Below are 14,047 nucleotides of genomic sequence, written 5' to 3'. Positions count from 1 at the left end.
TTTTGCTGCGAGGGACTAAAGATTATACGGGCATTTCAATAAATCGTGGCCGGGCGTTCGGGATCGTGTCGTGGCGCTGTCAACGGCAGGTCCAGCGTGAAGGTGGTGCCGCTGCTGCCGCTGGCCACGCTGATCTGGCCGCCCAGCAGGGAAGTGACAATGTTGTAACTAATTGACAAGCCGAGCCCGGAGCCGCCTTGCCCCAATTTGGTGGTGAAGAAGGGGTCGAAGATGCGGGTCAGGTTTTCCTGGGCGATGCCGCCGCCGTCATCGCTGAATAATACCAGTACGCGGCCTTCGACCGGGGTGGAAGCCACCAGGCGCATCAGGCCGCCCTCGCGGCCGTCGAAGGCGTGCAGCAGGGCGTTGTTGATCAGGTTCGTGACGACCTGGCCGAATGGACCGGGGTAGCTGTCCAGCGCGATGGTGTCCGGGACGTCGAATTCGATCTTGTGGTACGCGTTGCGGATGCGGTTCATCACCGTCGCCACGATCTCGTGGGTGACCTGGTGCAGGTTGAAGACGCGGCGCTGCTCGGTGGTGCGGTCCACCGCTACCTGCTTGAAGCTGGACACCAGGTCGGCCGCGCTATGCAGGCCGCGCATCACCAGGGTGGAGGCCTTGCGCGTGTCTTCGATAAAGGCCAACAGCTCGGACTTGCGCAGGCCCGGGCCGTTGACCGCCTGTTCCAGATCGGCGGTCTTCTGTTCCAGCGTGCTGGCAATCAGCAGGCTGTTGCCGATCGGGGTGTTCAGTTCATGCGCCACGCCGGCCATCAGGGAGCCCAGGGCGGCCAGCTTCTCCTGCGATACCAGCTGCGATTGCGCCTCCTGCAGCTGGCTGTAGGCATGCGCGTTATCCAGGGCGATGGCGCCGTACGCGCACAGCGTGCGGAAAATCAGGCGCTCACGCTCGCCGTAGGCATTGGCGTGCATGGCCTGCACTGTCATCACGCCCAGCATGCGCTCGCCCACCAGCAGCGGCACATACAGCGCGCATACGCTGGCCGCGGTGCCGGGCGTGACGGTGTTGTTGCGCTCTTCCGGGATCTGGTCGATATACACCTCGCGCCGTTCGCGCAGGCATTGCGCGGTGTAGGCGGTGGGGTGGTCGAGCGCGATGCTGTTGCGCGGCAGGGCATGGCCGGCCTCCACGCCAAAGGCGCGCTCCAGCTGGCGGCCGGCCTGGTCGACCAGGTAGACCGCGAAGGTGTTGGCCGACAGCAGGGCGTGCGTGTGGCGGTCCAGCGCCTGGAATACCGCCTGCGCGTCGAGGTGGGTGGTGATTTCCTGGCCGATGGCCGACAGCCGCTCCAGCAGCTTGGAGGTCTGCTGCAGCACTTCGGCGCGGCGCGCCTCCGACATGGCCAGCTCGCGGTGGTGCAGGCCTTCGGCGCGCGCCTGTTCGGTCTGGTGATGCACCTGCATGGCGATGGCGCGGCTGGTGGCCTCCAGCGTATGGGTTTTTTCGCGCGCGGCGCTGGCGGCGGTCGCCATTTCATAGGCGCGGCCGTAGTCGCCCAGCCGTGCGTATTCCTCGCCCAGCGCGTCGTACAGGTCGCCCGGCACGGTATAGCCCTTGATGGTTTGGGCCGCCTCCAGCGCCTTGTGCAGGTAATGCAGGCGGCTGGTCGGGGCGGTCATGCCGTCCGGCGGCGGCAGCATGCGGTGCTGGCCGTGGATGCGCGCCAGCACGCGCAGGGCGGCGATGTGGTGGAAGGCGTTGTGGTGGCGCGCGGCGCTTTCCACCGCCTGCTGCGCCATCTCGAGTGCTTCCTGGGGGCGGTCCAGGTAGCACAGGGCGTGCGCCTGGCCGCGCTGCGCCACGATCTTGAAGTCGCCCTGCTGCAGCGCCTCGGCGCGCGCCGACAGGCGCTGGAAGGCGTCCAGCGCTTCGCCGTAGTCTTTCTTGTCCAGGCACAGGTCGCCCAGGTGTTGCAGGGCGATGGCGTAGCTGCGGCCGTTGGCTTGCGGCGCCAGGATCACCAGCGCTTCGCGCAGCAGCTCCTCGGCCGCGTCCAGGCGGCCCAGGCGGCGCACGATATCGGCCGTATGCACCAGGCAGGAGCCGATGCTGCGCGGCCAGCCGGTGGGCTTGGCCAGCTCCATCGCGCGCTGCATCCATTCCAGGCCGGAGTGGTGGTCGTTCAGGTGCGAGAACTTTTCCGCGATATTGGTGGCGGCGGTGGCGGCGGCGCGGATCTGGCCGGTTTCCAGCGCCGCCTCGTAGCTGCGGATGTAGAAGCCGGCCGAATTGCCGATGTCGCCGGCCTGGCTGGCGGCGATGCCGAAGAAGTCGTTGATCCAGCAATCGACGCCGGTCGGCACGTCCACCGACAGGTCGAAGCGCTTGCCCCAGCGCTGGGTGGCGGCGTGCAGGTCGCGCAGGGCGGCCCAGCGGGCTTGCGCCGCGTCGGCGATGGCGGCGCGCTGCTCGTCGCCGGCTTGATGCGCGGCGGCGGAACATGCTTCCAGTTCAGTGTCGCGCTGGCCGTGGTTGCCGCGGTCGACGGCAATCCAGGCTTTCAGCCAGTGCGCATCGGCGCGGCCGATATCGTCGCCCTGCGCTTCAAAGGTTTCCAGCGCGCGCGACGCCAGTGCGGCGCCGGCATCCAGCTCGCCAGCGAGCCAGCGGATCTCGCCGTCCACCAGCAGCAGGCGCGCTTCGAAAGCGGCGCGTTCGGCATCCGGCAGGTGGGCCGAGGGCAGCAGGGCGGCGGCTTCCTGCGCCAGCTCCTGCGCGCGCTTGCCGTCGCGCTGGCGCAGGTGCCAGGCCAAAGGCAGCAGCACCGGCAGCCGGGCGATGCCGCGCAGTGGCAGGAGTTCCAGCTCCCACTGCGCTACGGCATCGTCGTCGGCGTACAGCTGCTGCATGGTGGTCCCGTCAGTAAAGGGTTTGCGAGGATTCGTGCAGCAACTGTCCGTACAGCGTGTGGCGCATCTTCGCGATCTTGCCTTGCTCCACCGCCTCCAGCACCGCGCATTGCGGTTCGCTCAGGTGGCGGCAGTTGTAGAAACGGCAGCCGCCCAGGTAGGGCTGGAAATCGCGGAAGGCCCGCTCCAGCATACCCTCACTCAGGTGGTACAGGCCGAATTCCTGGAAACCCGGCGAATCGATCACGCTTGAATCCGGGCCCACGTGGTACAGGCGGGTGAAGGTGGTGGTGTGTTTACCGGTATCCAGCGCCTCGCTGATTTCGCGCGTGGCGATATCGGCATCCGGCACCAGGATGTTGATCAAGGACGACTTGCCCATGCCGGACTGGCCGATCAGGATCGAGGAATGGCCCTGCAGCAGCGGCGCCAGGGTGGCGCCGGTCTGCTCCGGCTGGCCGGTGGCGGAAACCTCGATCACCTCATAGCCCATGGCCGAATACACCTGCAGGCGCTTGCGCGCATGTTCCAGCATCTCGGTCACGTCCACCTTGTTCAGCAGCAGGCGCACATGGATGCCGGCCGCTTCCGCCGCCACCAGGGCGCGCGAGACCAGGTCGTCCGAGAAGCTTGGCTCGGTGGCGACCACGATGAACAACTGGTCCACATTGGCCGCCAGCAGTTTGGACTTGTACTGGTCGGAGCGGTACAGCAGCGTCTTGCGCTCCTGGATCTTGTCGATCACCGCCTGGTCGGGCGAAGTCATGCTCAAGTCGACCAGGTCGCCCACGGCAACGTTGGTCTTCTTGCCGCGTGTGACGCATTGCAGGCGCAGGCCGTCCGCCTCCGCCAGGTAATGGCGGCCATGGGCTGCGATGATGGTGCCGGTGCGTTTATCTCCCTTGCTCATGCCTGGCCCAATGCATCGGCCTTGGCGGCGCAAATGAAATCGTTGATCGACAAGCCGTTGACCGAGTGCGTGTCATAGCGCACCTGGCAGGTCTTGTAGCCCACCACCAGCTCAGGGTGATGGTCCTCGCGGTGCGAGATAAAGGCCAGCGCGTTCACGAAGGCCATGGTCTCGTAGTAGTTGTTGAAGCCGAAGGTGTTCACCAGTTTGCCGCTGGCCATGCTCCAGCCGTCGAGCATCTGGCACAGGCGGTGCGCCTCATTGGCATCCAGCGCGTGCTTCTGGTGGCTGCAGCGCAGGGCGCGCAGGTCGGCTGCGGAGTGGATGTTCGTTGTCATTGGGATGCCGCCAGGTTGAGTTGACGGATACGCACGCTGGCGGGCGGGTGCGAATCATAGAAGGCCGAATGCAGCGGGTCCGGCGTCAGGGTCGACGCATTGTCCTCGTACATCTTGACCAGGGCCGACACCAGGTCGCGCGCATCGGTGTGCTTGGCGGCGAAAGCGTCCGCCTCGAATTCATGCTTGCGCGAGCTGAGCGAAGTCAGTGGGCCAAACAGGAAGGTAAAGACCGGCAGGACCAGCATGAACAGGATCAGCGCCAGGGCGTCGTTGGACTGGCCGGGCACGATGATCGGGTTCACACCCAGGCCGGTGTAGAACCACAGCTGGTTTTTCAGGTAGCCGAGCAGGGCCAGGAAAGCCAGCGACAGCGCAAACATCACCACAATGCGCTTGATGATGTGTTTCAGCTTGAAGTGGCCCAGTTCGTGCGCCAGCACCGCCTCCACTTCCTGCGGCGACAGCGACGACACCAGGGTGTCGTAAAACACGATGCGCTTGGCCGCGCCGAAGCCCGAGAAGTAAGCGTTGCCATGCGCGCTGCGCTTGGAGCCGTCCATCACGAACAGGCCTTTGGACGCAAAGCCCACGCGCGTCATCAAACCCTCGATACGCTGCTTCAGCGATTCGTCGGCCAGCGGCGTGAACTTGTTGAACAGCGGCGCGATCAGGTTAGGGTAAAGCGCCATCACCAGCAGCTGGAAGCCGCACCACACCAACCACGCGTAGAGCCACCACAGCGAACCGGATTTCTCCATCAGCACCAGGATCACCCACACCAGCGGCAGGCCGATGGCCGCGCCAATCAGCACGCCCTTCGCCATATCGGCGAAGAACAGGCCTTTGGACATCTTGTTGAAGCCAAAGCGCTCCTCCAGCGTGAACTGGCGGTAGTAATCGAGCGGAATGTCGATCAGGCCCGACACGATGCCGAAGGCCACCACCAGGCCAAGCTGGTAAGCCATGCCGCCGCCGGTGGCGTTGAACACAGTCGCCGACAGCCACTGCAAGCCGCCCAGCAGGGTAAAGCCGATCAGCGCAGCGCTGGACACCAGCATGCTGACGATACCCAGCTTGGTGCGCGCGACGGTGTAATCAGCCGCCTTCTGGTGGGCAGCGAGAGGGATTTTTTCCGCGAATTCCGCCGGCACAGCGGCGCGGTTCACGAGCACATGGCGAATGTGGCGGGATGCGAGCCAAAAGCGCACCAGCAAGGTCAATACTAAAAAAGCAATAAACAAAAACGAAAACGCGTGTGAATACATTCTGTGCCTGTGAGAAAATGGCGGATTAATCTGCCTTATATTGTCTTAGAGAGAATTATGTCACAAGCGAACGACACCCCAGCAAGCCCGGTCACTGCGCAGGAGCGCCCGAATGAGATGAACCTGGTGTGGGTCGACATGGAAATGACCGGCCTGGAGCCGGAAACCGACCGTATTATCGAAGTGGCAATGATCGTCACCGACATGCACCTGAACGTGCTGGCCGAAGGCCCGGTGCTGGCGATCCATCAGACTGACGAAACGCTGGACAAGATGGATGCCTGGAACAAGGGCACCCACGGCCGCTCCGGCCTGATCGACCGCGTGAAAGCCTCCACCGTCAGCGAAGAAGCGGCCGAAGCCGAATTCCTCGCCTTCATGCGCCAATGGGTACCGAAAGGCAAATCCCCAATGTGCGGCAACACCATTGGCCAAGACCGCCGCTTCATGGTGAAGTACATGCCGAAGCTGGAGGCCTTCTTCCACTATCGCAACATCGACGTCTCGACCCTGAAAGAACTGGGCCGCCGTTGGAAGCCAGAAATGGTCGCCGGCTTCAAGAAAGCGCAAAAGCACACCGCCCTGGCCGACATCATCGAATCGATCGAAGAACTGAAGTACTACCGCGAACACTTCATCAAGCTCTAATTACACACGAGCCCGTGTCCACCTTGGGGTCAGGCTCTTTAGTGGACACGGTCCCAGCTGTTATACAGCTGGGCTCGTGTCCACTAAAGAGCCTGACCCCAAGGTGGACACGGGTTCAGCTGTTTAAAGCATGAAGCCCAGGTCCTTCACTGGGAAGTTCACCAGCTCGTTCTTGAAGACCTGATTCTCCAGGGTGTCGGGCTCGGCGCCGAACCAGCGGCCTAACGTTGCGCCGTATTGTTGGTTGGAGAGGTGCGGAATCCAGGCGCCGCGGCCGGTGGCGTCGTCTTTGCCGCCCAGTACAAACTCTGGGAATCGTCCGTACAGGCCTCCTTTTACCGCCGCACCGATGATCAGCTGGTGATTGCCCCAGGCGTGGTCGGTGCCGCCGCTGTTCGGCTGCAGGGTGCGGCCGAAGTCGGACATGGTGAAGGTCGTCACATTCTGCTCCGCGCCAATCTCGCGCAGCGCGTTCTGGAACGCGGCCACCGATTGCGACACCTGGCGCAGCAGGTCGAATTGCTGCCAGGCCTGGCCGCCGTGGGTGTCGAAGCCGCCCAGCGAGACGAAGTACACCTGGCGGCCCGGCCCTTGCGTAGCGCGCAGGCGGATCAGCTGCGCCACCGTCTTCAATTGCTGCGCAATCGAGTAACCCGGGAACACGGTCTGCAACACGGCGCCGCTATTGGCGGCCTGCAGGTCCTTGGCCAGTTCCATCCCGTTCAACAGTGATTTATTGGCCGCCGTAGCGATCAGGTTCGGATTGCTGGCCGACAGCGCCTGCACCAGCGCCGCACGGCGCTTGTCCGCTTCACTTTGCGGCCAGAAGTTCATGCCGGCCAGGCTCAAGAGGCCATTCCCTGGCAGCAGGTTGCTCTGCACCGTGGTGCCGGAAACGAACAGGCCATTGGTGCCGATCGACACCGCATCCAGGTCGCCATTGGCGCCCAACGCGTCGGCCAGGCGGCCGCCCCAGCCAGTGCCCGCGCCGGATGGCGTGCCAGCCTGGTTCTGCTGGTTCTGGTCGGGATGCGAGAACAGCTGCGGCGGCACGCCGGCGCCGGTCTGGTACTGCGCCTTGGTCAGCGGCTGGCGCAGGTTGCCGACGTTCAGCAGCGCGGCCACCTGGCCCTGCGCATACAGCGCATCAATCTCCGGCATACCGTAGTGGAAGGCGAACGGCTGTTCCGTGCCGTCCTGCAGGCGGGCGTTGCGCGCCGCCAGCAGGGTTTGTGCTTCCACCGACAGCGCCAGGCCGCCGCTGCGGCGGATGTTGTTGTAGGCAGTGTAATGCGCCGCATCCAGCGGCACGATCATATTGTTGCCGTCGTTACCGCCGAACATATACAGGCAGACCAGGGCCTTGTAATCGCCCACGGCAGCTTGCGCCGGACGCGTCATGCCCAGCAGGCCAAGGGAGGACATGGCGCCCAGCATGCCGGCTTGCGCACTGACGCCCAGGAAGCGGCGGCGCGACATCTTATCGTTGCACATAATGGGTTTCCTTTCTTACTGCTGTACGGCGAAGTCGGCCGCAATTGCGGTCAGATAAAGCGCGGTGATGGCGCGCTGCTTCAAGTCGGTGGTGGCCTGCAGGGTGGCGCCGATCGCGGCGCGGGTCGATGGCGTCATGCGGCCTTGCAGCAGTGTGGCGTCGACCAGGTTGAGCAGGGCGGTCGGATCGCCAGCCACGGCCTGGTACGGCGCCAGGTTGATGCTCACCATGCCCGAGTAATTGCCGGCAATGAAGCCGTACAGGAAGTTGGCGCGCCCAATGGCCTGGGCCGGGGTATAGATCTGGAACTCGGGGCCGAACAGCTCCGGCTGGCCTGGCAGCGGCGCCAGCGGCGAGTAGAAGTTGAACACGCTCGGTGCCTGCAACAGGCGCTGGCCCAGCAGGAAGTAGTCCCAGAACGCATTCTGCGGATTGATCACGGTGGCGCCGGTGGCGCGGAACAGGCTCAGGCTGTGCAGGATCGGGTCTTTCAGCTTGCCCGAGGTGGTCGAAACTAGCAGCGCTTCCGGGTCCAACAGCACGGCGTTCAGGGTGGCCTTCAGGTCGCCGCGGCCGGTCGGACCGTAAGCGAACACGTTGGCGACGCGCTCGATATAAGCCGGGCTTGGGTTGCTGGTGGTGAAGGCGCGGATCAGGCGGGTGGCGATGAACGGCGCCACATTAGGATGCGCCATCAGGTTCTGCATCACGGCTTCCATATCCTGCACCGTGCTTTGGCCTGCCGGCAGCACAGTGCCGTTCAACAGGGTCTTGGAGCCCATGTCATGCATGCGGTCGCGCGGTTGCAGCGGGCCGGTGAAGTTTTCCCAGTTGCTGCCGGTCAGGTTGCTGCCGGTGTACGTCCAGCCGCTCAGGGCGCGCGACATGTGGGCGATGGTCTCCTGGGTGTAGGAGGGGATGGTGTCGCCGAAGCGGTCGCGCTGCACGCTGCCGTCCTGGTTCAGCATGACCGGGCCGATGGTGAACAACTGCATCACTTCGCGGGCATAGTTCTCGTTCGGCGCCGGGGTGCGGCTGTTGGCGAGATCGAGGTATTTCCCCATCGCCGGGTTGATGGTCATCTCGCGCAGCAGGTTGCCGAAGTTGCCGAACGCGTGCTTGTCGATGGTGGTGAGCCATGGCAGCAGCTGGTCGGCGTTATTGTTCTTGTCCGAGGAAACCACGAACAATTGCGACAGGGCGAAGATCATGCGCTGGCGGACCTGGTCCGGTGCGTTGACCATGTTCATGTACCAGCCGTTGCGCAGCACGTTCATGTCGGTGGTCTGCGGCAGCGGCGTGGCCGGCATGCTGTATTGCTGGTTCAGCCAGGCTTGCGCGCCCATCTGCTTGACGGCGGCGATGGTGGCGGCGTTCGGGCCGAAGGTGGCGCGCTCCAGCAGGCGGGCGGCGGCGACGGTGGCTGGATCAGCGGCTGGTTGCGTGCCGATCGGGCCTGGCGTCGGCGTTGGGTTCGGCGTTGGCGTTGGCGTGGTGCTGCCGCCAGTGCCCGGTGTGGTGGTGGTGGTGCCGCCAGTACTGCTGGTCGTGCCCGCGACGCGCAGCGTAAGCTGGGTGCTGCCGCTGACCTTCGGTTCGTTGGCGGTGGTGCCGGTGACGGTAATAATCGGATTGGCCGGCATGGTGGCCGGTGCGATGTACTCGCCGTTCTGCGAATTCAGGGTGCCCACGGTGGCGTTGCCGCCCGGGATGCCGTTGACGGCAAAATTCATGTAGACGCCTTTACCGTCTACCTTGCCGAGGAACCAGACCTTGCGGCCCAGTTCAACGGATGCATTCTTGGCTGTGTGCGTGATCTCGACCGTGGCGGCCCAGACGGGCGCAGACAGACTCATCATGCAGGCCAGCGCCCAGGCCTTGTACTTTGATAATTGCATGTTGTCCCCTAGTTGAAAAAAGAAGCGGAGTGATCCGCCATTCCTTCACTAGTGCAAGTCTTATGCCAGCCTGCAATCCCGCATAAAACCGTGGGGTGGGACAAAATTTGTCAGCCCAGGGCGGGCTGACAGCGACAAAAAGTGTCAGTTAATCGATTACTGTTCGTTGGCGCCGTGGCACTTTTTGTACTTTTTGCCACTGCCGCACGGGCAGTCGTCGTTGCGGCCAACTTTAGGCGCGTCGTGCTTGACGGTGGTGACGCCGGTCTTGCGGCGCGGAACCCAGAACTTGTGGATGGCCGGCAGGTTGGCTTCGATATCCAGGGCCAGCTGGTGGGCTTTGACCGGATCTTCCACTTCAGGCAGCTCTTCTTCCTTGATCTCGTCGGCGCCGAGCAGGTAGATCGGGCGCATTAGCGGGCCGGCTTCCGACTCCCAGATCTCATCCCAGGAACCCTCGCGCAGCTCCATGCCTTCCCAGAAACCCCAGCACCAGGCTTCGGCGTTCAGCAGGGTCTTGCCGGCGTGCTCGTGCTCGACGAACAGCGGTTCGAATTCTTTCGGCGCCACTTCAAAGGTCACCAACACTTCGTTCATGAAGCGGGTGATCAGGTTGTAGATGCGCTCTTCCTGCTTCTCATTCTTGAACTTCGGGCCGTCCTTGCGGTCTTCGCCCCAGATGTTCGGCAGCCATTCGGCCGGGGTGATCGGCTCCGGGCCGATGGCGATGGCGGTCAGGTAGCCGTGCAGGTGGTCCATCGTCATGGAATCCTCAGGGCTCTGGTCGCCCAGGAGGAAGGAGTCGAGTTCGTCGAATTCTTTGTCGGTCAATGGCTGGTCGAGTTGCATGGCTTGGTGCTCTTTTATATTGGGTCGAAGGGCGACAGTATACGCCCTGGCCCTTACAATAGCGAGAATGACGCATCCATTCCTCGATCTGAGCCCCGATAAAGTGCTCGACGCCCTGGCCAGCATCGGCCTGTATGGCGATGGCCGCCTGCTGGCGCTGAATTCCTATGAAAACCGTGTCTACCAGGTGGGCATGGAAGAGGGGCCGCCGGTGGTGGCCAAGTTTTACCGTCCTCAACGCTGGACCGACGCACAAATCCTGGAGGAGCACGCCTTTGTGCAGGAGCTGCAGGAGCGCGAAGTGCCAGCCGTGCCTGCCATGGTGCGCGATGGCCGCACCTTGCATGAATTCGAAGGCTTCCGCTTTGCCGTATTCCCGCGCCATGGCGGCCGCGCGCCGGAGATGGATGATCCCAAGGTGCTCGAATGGACCGGGCGCTTCATCGGCCGCATCCATGCCGCCGGCGCCGCGCAGCCCTTCGCCACGCGGCCGACGCTGGATATCGCGTCCTTCGGCGAAGAGCCGCGGGACTGGCTGCTGGCCAACGACTTCTTGCCGCCGGAGCTGGTCACGCCATGGCGCTCGGTAGTCGACCAGGCGCTGGATGGCGTGCGCCGCTGCTATGAGCGGGCAGGGGCTGTGCAGCTGATCCGCCTGCACGGGGATTGCCACGGCGGCAACGTTCTATGGACCGATGCCGGACCGCATTTCGTCGACTTCGACGATGCCCGCATGGGCCCGGCGGTGCAAGATCTCTGGATGATGCTGTCCGGCGAGCGCAGCGACATGGTGCGCCAGATGGGGGATATCCTGGCCGGTTACGAAGACATCCGTGAATTCGACCCGCGCGAGCTCTACCTGGTGGAAGCGCTGCGTACGTTGCGGCTTATCCACTACTCCGCCTGGCTGGCACGGCGCTGGGACGATCCCGCGTTCCCCGCAGCTTTTCCGTGGTTTAATACACAACGATACTGGCAAGACCGTATCCTCGAACTGCGCGAGCAAATCGCCCTGATGGACGAGCCTCCCCTCTGGCCGGTTTAGTCCTTGCGCAGCAAGGCAACGCGGCGTTTGAGCTCGTACTTTTGATAAATGGCGAGCAAGACGAACCCGGTAATCACGGCAACGCGGGTGCCGTCCTGGCGCGATAGGCCCAGCCAATCACTGGGTATTGCAGTCAAGCCCGCCAAAAGGACGATGATGAGCAGGTCGCGGCAGAACCGTGCCGAAATGCGGGAAGTGGAAATTTTTATACTCCTGTAAGAAACATTGGGATTATGTCATGTATTGTGGATTTTGCAATGCGTGCCTAAAAGGAGAATTGCCGGGATTTCCCCGCCTTACTCCCAAGCTTCACCCCTGCTGGTCTCCGAGATAATGGCAACATCACCTAACGCCAAGCGAGAACCTCATGCAAGCACAAAGCCACACCACCACCGATCGCGCCGAGCATGAGAAGGCCGAGCTGAAAGCCATCACCGAAGCCATCGCCCGCGTCGAAGCCGAAGCCAAAGCCCAGTGCGCCGCCGAATCGCGCGCCGTTGCCGAAGCCCGCGCCCGCGCCCTGGCCGAAGACCGCGCCGCCCTCGATACCGCCGCCGCCGCGGCCGCCATGCAGCACGCGGAAGCCGCCGAAGAAGCCATCAAAGCCAACCAGGAACGCCTGAGCACCCTGCGCGCCGCCGCTTCCGCCAGCGTAGCCCGCCTGGAAGCCGTCAAACAGGAAACCGCCGAACTGCGCGCCCGCGTCGATGCCGACCTGCAGGTACGCCTGGCCGCTGAACAGCGCGCCAAAGCGGAAGAAGAAAGCCGCCGCCGCGCCGCCGAGCAAGTCGCCGAAGAAGAAAAACTGGCCCAGATGGCCAACAAGGCCGCCGAAGACCTGGCCGCCCAAGCCGAGCAAGCCCGCCTGCAAGCCGCCGAGCGCGCCGCCGCCGTGCAGGCTGCGCACGAAGAGGTGGTCGGCGTGGCCTCCGCCGATGCCCGCATGGCCGCCATCGCCCGCGAACGCGAGCGCCAGGCCCACGCCGCCCGCATGACCGCCGAACAACTGGCCGAGGCCGAAGCCGGCGCGCTGGAAACCACCCGCCAGCGCGAACGCGCCGACCAGGTCGCGCTGGAAGCCGCCTTCAAGCGCGCTGCCGCCGAAGTGCGCGCACTGGAAGAAGCCCGCGCCCTGGCGCACCTGGAGCAAGAGCGCGAGCAAATCGCCCTGGCCAAAGCCGAATCCGACCGCAGCGCCGCGCAATCGCTGCACCTGCGCCTGCAGACCGAAAAAGAAATCCGCGAAGCAGCCCTGCACCGCGAGCGTATCGAAGCCATGGCCGCTACCGCAGCCCAGGCCCGCCGCGATGCCGATGCCCAGATCATCGCCGCCACCGAGCGCCGCATCGAGACCGACCGCGAACTGCACGCCATCGCCATGGCGCGAGTGGAAGCCGAGCAGCAAGCCGAATTCGAAACCCGCGCCCGCATGGAGGCCGAGGCCGTCGCACTGGAGCAGGCCAAGCTGCGCGAGCAGGCCGAGCAAGCTGCCGCCGAACAGGCCCGTATCGAAGCAGAAGAACACCAGCGCGCCACCGCCGCCGCCGCCGAGCGCAGCGAACTGTCGGCCCGTTCCGCAGCTGTGGCGGCCGAGCAGGCTTCCGCCGAAAAAATCGAACGCGACGCCGTCGCCGCCCAACTGGCCGCCGCCGAGCAAGCCAACGCCCTGGCCCAGGAAAAAGCCGCCGCCGCCGTGCGCCTGGCCGACGCCGAGCGTGCCCGCGCTGAAGCCGAGCAAGCCGCGCTGGACGCCATCAACGCCCGCCTGGCCGAAGCCGAACGCGCCCGCGCCGAAGCGGAAGCCGCCGCGCTGGAAGCCATGAACGACCGCATCGCCGCGGAAGAACTGGCAGCCGCCGCTGCCGTGGCACGCACCGACGCCGAGCGCGCCGGCGCCGCCGAAGCGCGCCGCAAGGCCGCCGCCGACGCCCGCCTGCAGGCAGCCGCCGAGCAGGAAGCCGCCGCCGTCCGTGCTATGGCCGAGCAGATGGAACACGACGCCGCCAACAAGACCGCCTCTGCCGAAGCCGCCGCCGCGCAGGCCCGCCTGGCGATCGAGCTGGGTAAAGTGCAAGCCGAGCGCGCACAAGCCGAACAAGCCCGCGTGCACGCCGAAGAAGCGCTGCTGAAGTCGGAACTGGAATTCGTGGCCAAAGAGCGCGAAACCCTGGGCCTGATCGAGCAGAAGCTGGTGCAGCAACGCGCCGCCAACGCCGCCGAAGTGCGCGCCGCCAAAGCCATCGAGGTGCGCATGGAGCTGGAAAAGCAGGCCGCCGCCGCCGCCAAGTCCCGCGCCGACGCCGAAGAACAACTGGTCGAAGCCGCCCGTCAGCGCGAAGCTGCAGAGGAAGCCGCCAACCAGGCCGAATGGGCCAAGCTGGCCGAGCAGAAGACCCTGATCGACACCGTCCACGCCCACGCAGAAATGCAGCGCAAAGTGGCCGCTACTACCGCCGCCATGGTGGAAACCAAGAAGCGCCTGTTGGAACAGGAAACCCGCCGCCAGCACGCAGCGCAAAACATGCTGAACGCAATGGAAGAGCGCGCCGCCCACCCATCCGACGAGCACTCTGAAACCATGGCCCGCGACGTCATCGGCCGCCTGAAGGAAACCGCCGGCGCTGTCTGGCGCGGCCGTTAATCCGAAAAGCCTGATTCAGGCCCTAACGCAAAAGGCCAGCTAATCTTGAGCTGGCCTTTTGTTTTTTGCGACGGGCAGTTAT

General features: G+C 64.5%; 10 protein-coding genes. 3 read left to right on the top strand and 7 right to left on the bottom strand.

Annotation, left to right across the window (positions count from 1 at the left end; translation table 11 throughout):
- Nucleotides 1-35: 35 nt before the first annotated feature.
- From AAHE99_RS22320 to AAHE99_RS22305, 4 genes are read right to left on the bottom strand one after another with little or no spacing between them, the layout of a single operon-like run.
- Nucleotides 36-2,873, bottom strand: a complete 2,838-nt coding sequence (locus AAHE99_RS22320; protein WP_342119561.1) for a tetratricopeptide repeat-containing sensor histidine kinase — start codon at nucleotides 2,871-2,873, stop codon at nucleotides 36-38.
- 10 nt (nucleotides 2,874-2,883) lie between these two features.
- Nucleotides 2,884-3,783: a ribosome small subunit-dependent GTPase A gene (gene rsgA / locus AAHE99_RS22315; RefSeq protein ID WP_342119560.1), complete on the bottom strand. Its 900-nt coding sequence runs from the start codon at nucleotides 3,781-3,783 to the stop codon at nucleotides 2,884-2,886.
- Complete coding sequence (locus tag AAHE99_RS22310; protein WP_342119558.1) at nucleotides 3,780-4,121, bottom strand: 4a-hydroxytetrahydrobiopterin dehydratase; 342 nt, start codon at nucleotides 4,119-4,121, stop codon at nucleotides 3,780-3,782. The genes rsgA and AAHE99_RS22310 overlap by 4 nt, the downstream gene beginning before the upstream one ends.
- On the bottom strand, nucleotides 4,118-5,389 hold the full coding sequence (locus AAHE99_RS22305) for a M48 family metallopeptidase (protein WP_342119557.1): 1,272 nt from the start codon (nucleotides 5,387-5,389) through the stop codon (nucleotides 4,118-4,120). Before AAHE99_RS22305 ends, AAHE99_RS22310 begins: the two co-directional genes overlap by 4 nt.
- A gap of 57 nt (nucleotides 5,390-5,446) precedes the next feature.
- On the opposite strand from AAHE99_RS22305, the gene orn reads away from it, so the two are divergent.
- Nucleotides 5,447-6,037 (top strand): oligoribonuclease, encoded by a 591-nt coding sequence (gene orn, locus AAHE99_RS22300; RefSeq protein WP_342119555.1) that lies wholly within the window; start codon nucleotides 5,447-5,449, stop codon nucleotides 6,035-6,037.
- 123 nt (nucleotides 6,038-6,160) lie between these two features.
- Here the strand turns inward: orn and AAHE99_RS22295 are convergent, their stop codons facing one another.
- The 3 genes from AAHE99_RS22295 to AAHE99_RS22285 all read right to left on the bottom strand — a co-directional run bounded on the left by AAHE99_RS22295 (nucleotide 6,161) and on the right by AAHE99_RS22285 (nucleotide 10,279).
- Nucleotides 6,161-7,531, bottom strand: a complete 1,371-nt coding sequence (locus AAHE99_RS22295; protein ID WP_342119554.1) for a DUF1501 domain-containing protein — start codon at nucleotides 7,529-7,531, stop codon at nucleotides 6,161-6,163.
- A 15-nt stretch (nucleotides 7,532-7,546) separates the two neighbouring features.
- Entirely contained in the window at nucleotides 7,547-9,430 is a 1,884-nt protein-coding gene (locus tag AAHE99_RS22290; protein ID WP_342119553.1) for a DUF1800 domain-containing protein, read from the bottom strand.
- A gap of 156 nt (nucleotides 9,431-9,586) precedes the next feature.
- A complete protein-coding gene (locus AAHE99_RS22285; RefSeq protein ID WP_342119551.1) occupies nucleotides 9,587-10,279 on the bottom strand; it encodes a UPF0149 family protein in 693 nt (230 codons plus the stop codon).
- A gap of 67 nt (nucleotides 10,280-10,346) precedes the next feature.
- Here AAHE99_RS22285 and AAHE99_RS22280 point away from each other — a divergent pair, with 67 nt between their 5' ends.
- Together AAHE99_RS22280 and AAHE99_RS22275 are read left to right on the top strand one after the other, a co-directional pair.
- Nucleotides 10,347-11,324, top strand: a complete 978-nt coding sequence (locus AAHE99_RS22280; protein ID WP_342119550.1) for a serine/threonine protein kinase — start codon at nucleotides 10,347-10,349, stop codon at nucleotides 11,322-11,324.
- Nucleotides 11,325-11,691: 367 nt separating this feature from the next.
- On the top strand, nucleotides 11,692-13,965 hold the full coding sequence (locus AAHE99_RS22275; protein ID WP_342119549.1) for a hypothetical protein: 2,274 nt from the start codon (nucleotides 11,692-11,694) through the stop codon (nucleotides 13,963-13,965).
- Nucleotides 13,966-14,047: the final 82 nt, after the last annotated feature.

It is taken from the genome of Pseudoduganella sp. OTU4001 (assembly GCF_038440195.1).
Taxonomy (GTDB): domain Bacteria; phylum Pseudomonadota; class Gammaproteobacteria; order Burkholderiales; family Burkholderiaceae_D; genus Rugamonas.
This window is presented reverse-complemented; position numbering and strand designations above follow the sequence as displayed.

Excerpts from the sequence above, each read along its gene's own strand:
- AAHE99_RS22320 (WP_342119561.1), bottom strand. The coding sequence starts at position 2,873 with ATGCAGCAGCTGTACGCCGACGACGATGCCGTAGCGCAGTGGGAGCTG.
- rsgA (WP_342119560.1), bottom strand. The coding sequence starts at position 3,783 with ATGAGCAAGGGAGATAAACGCACCGGCACCATCATCGCAGCCCATGGC.
- AAHE99_RS22310 (WP_342119558.1), bottom strand. The coding sequence starts at position 4,121 with ATGACAACGAACATCCACTCCGCAGCCGACCTGCGCGCCCTGCGCTGC.
- AAHE99_RS22305 (WP_342119557.1), bottom strand. The coding sequence starts at position 5,389 with ATGTATTCACACGCGTTTTCGTTTTTGTTTATTGCTTTTTTAGTATTG.
- orn (WP_342119555.1), top strand. The coding sequence starts at position 5,447 with ATGTCACAAGCGAACGACACCCCAGCAAGCCCGGTCACTGCGCAGGAG.
- AAHE99_RS22295 (WP_342119554.1), bottom strand. The coding sequence starts at position 7,531 with ATGTGCAACGATAAGATGTCGCGCCGCCGCTTCCTGGGCGTCAGTGCG.
- AAHE99_RS22290 (WP_342119553.1), bottom strand. The coding sequence starts at position 9,430 with ATGCAATTATCAAAGTACAAGGCCTGGGCGCTGGCCTGCATGATGAGT.
- AAHE99_RS22285 (WP_342119551.1), bottom strand. The coding sequence starts at position 10,279 with ATGCAACTCGACCAGCCATTGACCGACAAAGAATTCGACGAACTCGAC.
- AAHE99_RS22280 (WP_342119550.1), top strand. The coding sequence starts at position 10,347 with ATGACGCATCCATTCCTCGATCTGAGCCCCGATAAAGTGCTCGACGCC.
- AAHE99_RS22275 (WP_342119549.1), top strand. The coding sequence starts at position 11,692 with ATGCAAGCACAAAGCCACACCACCACCGATCGCGCCGAGCATGAGAAG.